This is a genomic window from Brachyspira pilosicoli (assembly GCF_019402445.1).
In the GTDB taxonomy this organism is placed as follows: Bacteria; Spirochaetota; Brachyspiria; order Brachyspirales; family Brachyspiraceae; genus Brachyspira; species Brachyspira pilosicoli_B.
The window spans coordinates 1-5,929 of sequence record NZ_SRZM01000112.1 but is presented as its reverse complement, the minus strand read 5'-3'; the positions used below and the strand labels follow the sequence as shown (position 1 = coordinate 5,929).

6 protein-coding genes and 1 pseudogene are annotated in these 5,929 nt (G+C 26.2%); 2 read left to right on the top strand and 5 right to left on the bottom strand.

The features are described 5' to 3' along the window. The coding region (locus E6A48_RS04480) for an HAD hydrolase-like protein (RefSeq protein WP_219708847.1) at positions 1–165 on the bottom strand (165 nt) is incomplete at its 3' end. A 191-nt stretch (positions 166–356) separates the two neighbouring features. Here E6A48_RS04480 and E6A48_RS04475 point away from each other — a divergent pair. Beyond that, the gene (locus E6A48_RS04475; protein ID WP_219708846.1) at positions 357–1,115 is read left to right on the top strand and encodes a glucosamine-6-phosphate deaminase; all 759 of its coding nucleotides are present in this window, start codon (positions 357–359) and stop codon (positions 1,113–1,115) included. 70 nt (positions 1,116–1,185) lie between these two features. On the opposite strand, the gene E6A48_RS04470 is transcribed toward E6A48_RS04475, so the two are convergent. Genes E6A48_RS04470 through yajC form a run of 4 tightly spaced genes read right to left on the bottom strand, consistent with a single transcriptional unit; the run spans position 1,186 to position 5,307 of the window. Then, complete coding sequence (locus E6A48_RS04470; protein ID WP_219708845.1) at positions 1,186–2,352, bottom strand: tetratricopeptide repeat protein; 1,167 nt, start codon at positions 2,350–2,352, stop codon at positions 1,186–1,188. Between the two features lie 17 nt (positions 2,353–2,369). After that, positions 2,370–3,314, bottom strand: coding sequence for a protein translocase subunit SecF (gene secF, locus E6A48_RS04465; RefSeq protein ID WP_219708844.1), 945 nt, complete (start codon positions 3,312–3,314; stop codon positions 2,370–2,372). Between the two features lie 20 nt (positions 3,315–3,334). Beyond that, positions 3,335–4,846: a protein translocase subunit SecD gene (gene secD, locus E6A48_RS04460; RefSeq protein ID WP_219708843.1), complete on the bottom strand. Its 1,512-nt coding sequence runs from the start codon at positions 4,844–4,846 to the stop codon at positions 3,335–3,337. A gap of 35 nt (positions 4,847–4,881) precedes the next feature. Continuing rightward, positions 4,882–5,307 (bottom strand): preprotein translocase subunit YajC, encoded by a 426-nt coding sequence (gene yajC / locus E6A48_RS04455; protein WP_219708842.1) that lies wholly within the window; start codon positions 5,305–5,307, stop codon positions 4,882–4,884. Between the two features lie 325 nt (positions 5,308–5,632). Here yajC and E6A48_RS04450 point away from each other — a divergent pair. Next, positions 5,633–5,929 (top strand): annotated as a pseudogene (locus E6A48_RS04450) (hypothetical protein); the annotation flags it as partial.

Genomic DNA, 5,929 nt, shown 5'->3' with positions numbered 1-5,929 from the left:
TTTTTTTATATCATTAGTTTGATATCCAGCCATAGATGCAAAATCTACATCTGTGAGTGTATTCATTTCTTTTGATGTATATATCAATGATTTTGTATATAAAGTTTCACTATCAACTAATGTACCATCAAAGTCAAAAATAGCTCCTTTAATTTTTTTATTCATTTTATTTCCTTTTTATATAAAATTATTATTATGATGATATATTTTATATTTAATTATTAGTTACATCAATAGTTTTATTTATTGTTAATAAAAATTATATTAATTGTAAATAAATTGTATATATGCTATAATTTAAAAGTATTAGTTTATGAAAAATATTGTAAATTAATAAAAAAGGAGTATTAAAAATTATGGGATTAAAACTTATAGTTGCTAAAGATGCTAATGGAGTAGGAAAAAAAACGGCTAATGAGATTATTAATATATTAAAGGTAAAAAAAGATGCTGTTTTAGGTCTTGCTACAGGAGGTACAGCTGAGGCAGTGTACCCACATTTAATTAAGGCTTATGAGAAAAAAGAGATTGATTTTAAAAATGTGAAGTCTGTAAACTTAGATGAATATAAAGGTTTAGATGGAAAAAATGAACAAAGTTATAGATATTTTATGAACAAAAATTTATTTGACCATGTAAATATTGATAAAAAAAATACTTTTGTTCCTAAAGGAATAGGTGATAAAGAAAAAATCTTAAAAGAGTTTAACGATAAAATAGAAAAACTTCCAAGAGATATTCAATTACTTGGAGTTGGTCCTAATGGGCATATTGCTTTCAATGAACCTGATGAGGCTTTGCATGCTAATGCTTTATGTGTGAAGCTTGATGAAAAAACTATTAAAGCTAATGCTAGATTTTTTGCTTCTGAAAAAGATGTTCCAAGAGAGGCTTTTAGTATGGGAATGGGCGGAATATTAAAAGCTAAAAAAATAGTAATAGCTGCTATTGGTAAGGGTAAAGCTGCTGCAATGAAAGAACTTTTGAATCATGATAAAGTTATGACTAGCTGTCCTGTTACTTTCCTTAAGCTTCATAATGATGTTGTGGTTGTTATAGATGAAGAGTTGGCTGATGCTATAGGATATAAGAAAAAAGTTTGTAAGAAAAAATAATTTTTTTAATCAAATAAAATGCAATGGGGTTTTTATTAATCTCATTGCTTTTTTATTTAGTGATAATATATTAATACTTGTATATATAGTGGGGATTATTATTAGAGTCTAGAGATTCTTCTGAATTAATATTAAATGCCTCATTACAATCTTTTATTGATTTTTCAAAATATTTTTTATCTTTTGTATATTTGTATTTGTCAAAATAAAGTATGCTTCTGTTGCTTAAAGCATATATATTATGATGGTCAATTTCTATTAACTCATTGTAATCTTTTAATGCTTCATCAAATGATTCTGCATTAGCCGTAATTTTATAATTTAATAAATTTAGAGTAGCTCTATTATGAATGATATCAAAATCATTATTGTAAGAGGATATTGCATTATTAAAAATACTTAAAGCAGTGTTATAATCATTATTGTTATTGTCTTTGCCATATTTAGTTGAATATAATATTGCTTTATTATTTAGAATATCTTTGTTTTTATTATATATAGAAATTGCAGATTCATAAAACTTATCAGCCTTTACAAAATAAGTGTTATTTCCATTTTTTGTATATATCTTTGTATAAAGTATTCCAGCACCATTTAAAGCTAAATAGTTTCTATCATCTATTTGAAATATTTTTTCAAGTATTTCCATAGCACTATCTTCTTTGGAATTCTTTATTTCTTTTACAAGATTTTGATACATATTATTTATTTCTATTTCTTTTTTATTATCTATCTCATTAGAAATAATAATATTAGGTTTTTCCTCTTTTTTTTCATTTTCTTCTTTTACAATCTTCTTTGTAGTTTGAATATTGTTTTTTTCTTTATTGTTATTAGTAAGTAAATTAATTATTAAGCCAGATATAAATGTAAATACAGCTAAAAATAATAAAACATAAGTTGTATTTCTATTTCTTAATTGTATTATATCATTAATAGATGACTTTAAATTGTTAAAGTTTGAAGAGGATATTGATGTTGTATTTTCTTTTATAAAATTATTTAATTCATTTATTTTATTTTGATTAGTTTCATTTATTAATTGTTCTTTAAAATATAAGGATAATATTTTTATATACTGATTTTTCATGTTTTCTGCTAAAATATTACTAGTACTATCTATTTCTTTTTTGATATTATTATTTGCCCCTATCGTATATACATTGTATACTACTGTTAATACTAAAAATATAAGAGAAAATATTATAAGTATAATAAAAATATTATTCTTTTTCATTTATATTATTCTTTTAATTATGCTTTTTTTCCTTTCATAAATAATATTAAAAGACCGCTTGCAATAAAGTTACTAGCATAAGTACCTATCACTACACCGCAAAAGAATGTAAAAGCAAAATCATATAGTATAAACCCGCCCCATATCATTATAGCAAGAGTAGCAAGCAATGTAGAAACACTAGTAATTACAGTTCTGCCGACAACATTATTAAGACTTATATTAACTATTTCTTTAAATGGTCTTTTAACATCAGCATTTTCTCTAATTCTATCAAATACAACTATTATGTCGTTTATTGTATAACCTATCAAAGTAAGCATTGAAGAGAGAACCAATACAGAAAACTCTTTATTCAAAAATAGAAGTATACCAAATACTATAACAACATTATGTATAAGAGTAATAATAGCAGGAAAAGCATATCTATAATTAAATCTTATAGTAATGTATATCATAATGATAATCCAAGACACTATTACAAGTATAAAAGCTAGTTTTAAATTATCAGAAGATACTACACCGCTTATAATATTACTTCCTATGAGAGTAACTTTTTCTTTTGTATATTTATCATAAAGTACTTGCATAGCTCTATCAGATTCTTCATTAGAGCCTCTAAATCTCAAAAGAAAAGCATTGATATTATCTTCTCCTTCAAGCTCTTGTATATTAACAGTTTCTGTACCAAAGTTTCTATATAGATTTCTTATCTCAGCGATATTTATTACTTCTGGATTATCGATTTTTACTTGTAATTCAACACCGCCTGCAAAATCTATACCCATATTAAAGCTATTAGTAGTCAATTTATTAATAAAAAGCCCAATAGAAGCTATAAATAATATACTAGATATAATAGCCGCAACAGGCATAAATTTAACAAAAGGAATTTTATTTTTTGTTACATCATTATTTTCAGTTTTTTTAACATCATTATTTTTTTTAATATTTTCGCTCATACTATAAAATCCTTATTATATTAAATAAAGAAGAAACCAGCTTTCTTCACAAGTTTTGTACGAATAATCTCTTCATAGATATATCTAGTGATAAATACAGCAGTAAATAGGTTTATTAAAATACCAAAGAATAATGTAACAGCAAAACCTTGTACAGGACCGCTTCCAAATATCCATAGTATTAAAGCTACTATTATTGTTGTAATGTTAGAGTCAAATATTGTAGCAAATGCTCTGTCATAACCAGATATAATAGCATCAGAAACATTAGATTTTATTTTTAATTCATCTTTTATACGTTCAAAAATAATAACGTTAGCATCAACTGCCATACCTATAGTAAGTATAAGACCAGCTATACCAGGCAAAGTAAGAGTAAATCTCAAAGGAGAAAGTATAGCTATAATAAGTATAACATTTATAAGCATAGCTATTGTAGATAAAACTCCAGACATTCTATATACAGCAATCATAAATACAGCAACTAATATTGCAGCCATAAATAAAGCAGTAGTACCAGCCTTAACAGAGTCAGCACCTATAGATTGACCTACAACTTCTTCCTCTACAACACTTACTTTTAAAGGCAAAGCACCTTCTTTAAGTATTCTAGCCAAATCTTGAGCTTCTTCCAAAGTAAAGCTTCCAGAAATAACTCCTCTTCCGCCTCTAATTTCTTGATTGATATTAGGAGCACTTATTACTTTATCGTCCAATACAATAGCAAGCATTCTATTAACATTAGCAGCAGTTACTAATGCAAACTGTTCAGCTCCTTCATTATTAAGTTCAAACTCAACAGTAACCTCTCCAAATTGTCCGCCGCCTACATTAGCATTAATTAAAGCAGAACCATCTAAAGAAGCCTCTTTTTCTATAAATACAGGAGCTCCTCTAACTCTTCTTCCAAAGTCATCTTTTTCGCTATAAAAATAAACTTGCTTGTCATTTTCTGGTACTTTAGCAGTATTAGTGAAAACTCCAAGAAGTAAGTCATTGCTGGTAATTGTAGCAGAAGCCTCTTGGTCTACTAAATTGAAAGTGAGAGCACCTTGGCTAAGTACAACACTTTTAATTCTATCAGGGTCTCTAGCACCAGGAAGTTCAACAACCACCCTATCATCGCCTTGCTTTCTTATACCAACTTCGCTAACTCCAAATTGGTCAATTCTACCTCTTAATCTAGATATAAGTCTTTCCATAGCATCATTTTTTTCTTCAGCAGTTAAAGATAATGCAGTTCTATCTAATTTATTAGCATAATCTTCAAAATCTGCTTGAAGTACTATTCTTATACCGCCCTGTAAGTCCAATCCCAAATTTACAGATTCGCTTCTAAGACGTTTAAGCGACTGAATCTCATCAATTTGCTCTTTTGTATATCCATTAGATATCATCTCATCTAATGACATGTTACTTTCTTCTTTTTTATCTTCTGGTGTGAAAAAATACCATCTTACTGTAGGAGTGATAAACCAACCCATTATAGCAAGACCTATAATTATGAATGCTAGCCTTAAATTATGACTCATATTATTTCCCTATTTCTTTATTATTATTTTTTCTATTATTCTTTTTTATCTTCAGATTGTGCTTTTTCTAACTCTTCTTTTATCTGATTCTTATCTTCTATAGCTTTTTTATCTTTCTTTTCTTCTTTTTTAGCATTAAGAGCTTCTTCACTAACCACAGCTGATATAGAAGATTTTATTATTTCTATTTTTGTATTTTCTCCTAATTTTACTATAGCAACTCTACCGCCTTCTTTATCAGATACATATTCAGCTACTATACCTCCAGCTACTATTATTTTATCACCTTTTTTTAAACTAGCTATGCTTTGAGCCAATTTTTGTTGTTGTTTTTTTTGCGGTCTAATAAGTAGAAAGTAGAATATAGCAAAAATAGCTACCATCATACCTATTGATACTAAAGGGCTTCCTCCTGCTTGAGCTCCTCCTGTAGTTTGTGCATATAAAGTTGCTGTGAACATTTAATTACCTCTTTAAAATTATTTTTTATATTTTCAATGATTTTATATGATATCAATAATTTATACTTATGTCAATATTGCAGTATTTCATTTTTATAGTATTTATTATTTAATAATTTATACTATTATATTCATTGACATTAGTACTTATTATAGTATAATGTTGTGAAAATTAGGTAAAATCATATGAAACAAACAAACAAACATTTCTATACAATCTCAAGCTTTACTTTACTAATACTATCTATTTCTGTTGCAAAAATTTTTGTTACAAAATTAGAAATTTTATTTCTAATGAACTCTATATTTTTTTAAGGATCAGTATATGAAAAATAAAAAACTACTATTAAAAATTGGTATTATTTTAGCTTCTATATTAATGTTAGTAATTATTACATTAATGCTATTAGGTATAAAAGAAAGAGTAGGATATTTATCAGAGTTTAAGATAAATATAGATAATACTTTAGAAATAAATGGTTTAGATATAGAAGAAACTAAAAAATTGTTTACTATAGATGGTAATTTAGATGAAACTGCTACTACTAATTATATTTTTACTAATGATTCTATAACAAATTATAGTTATGGCTTTAGAATAAAATATTATAGTAAAGTATTT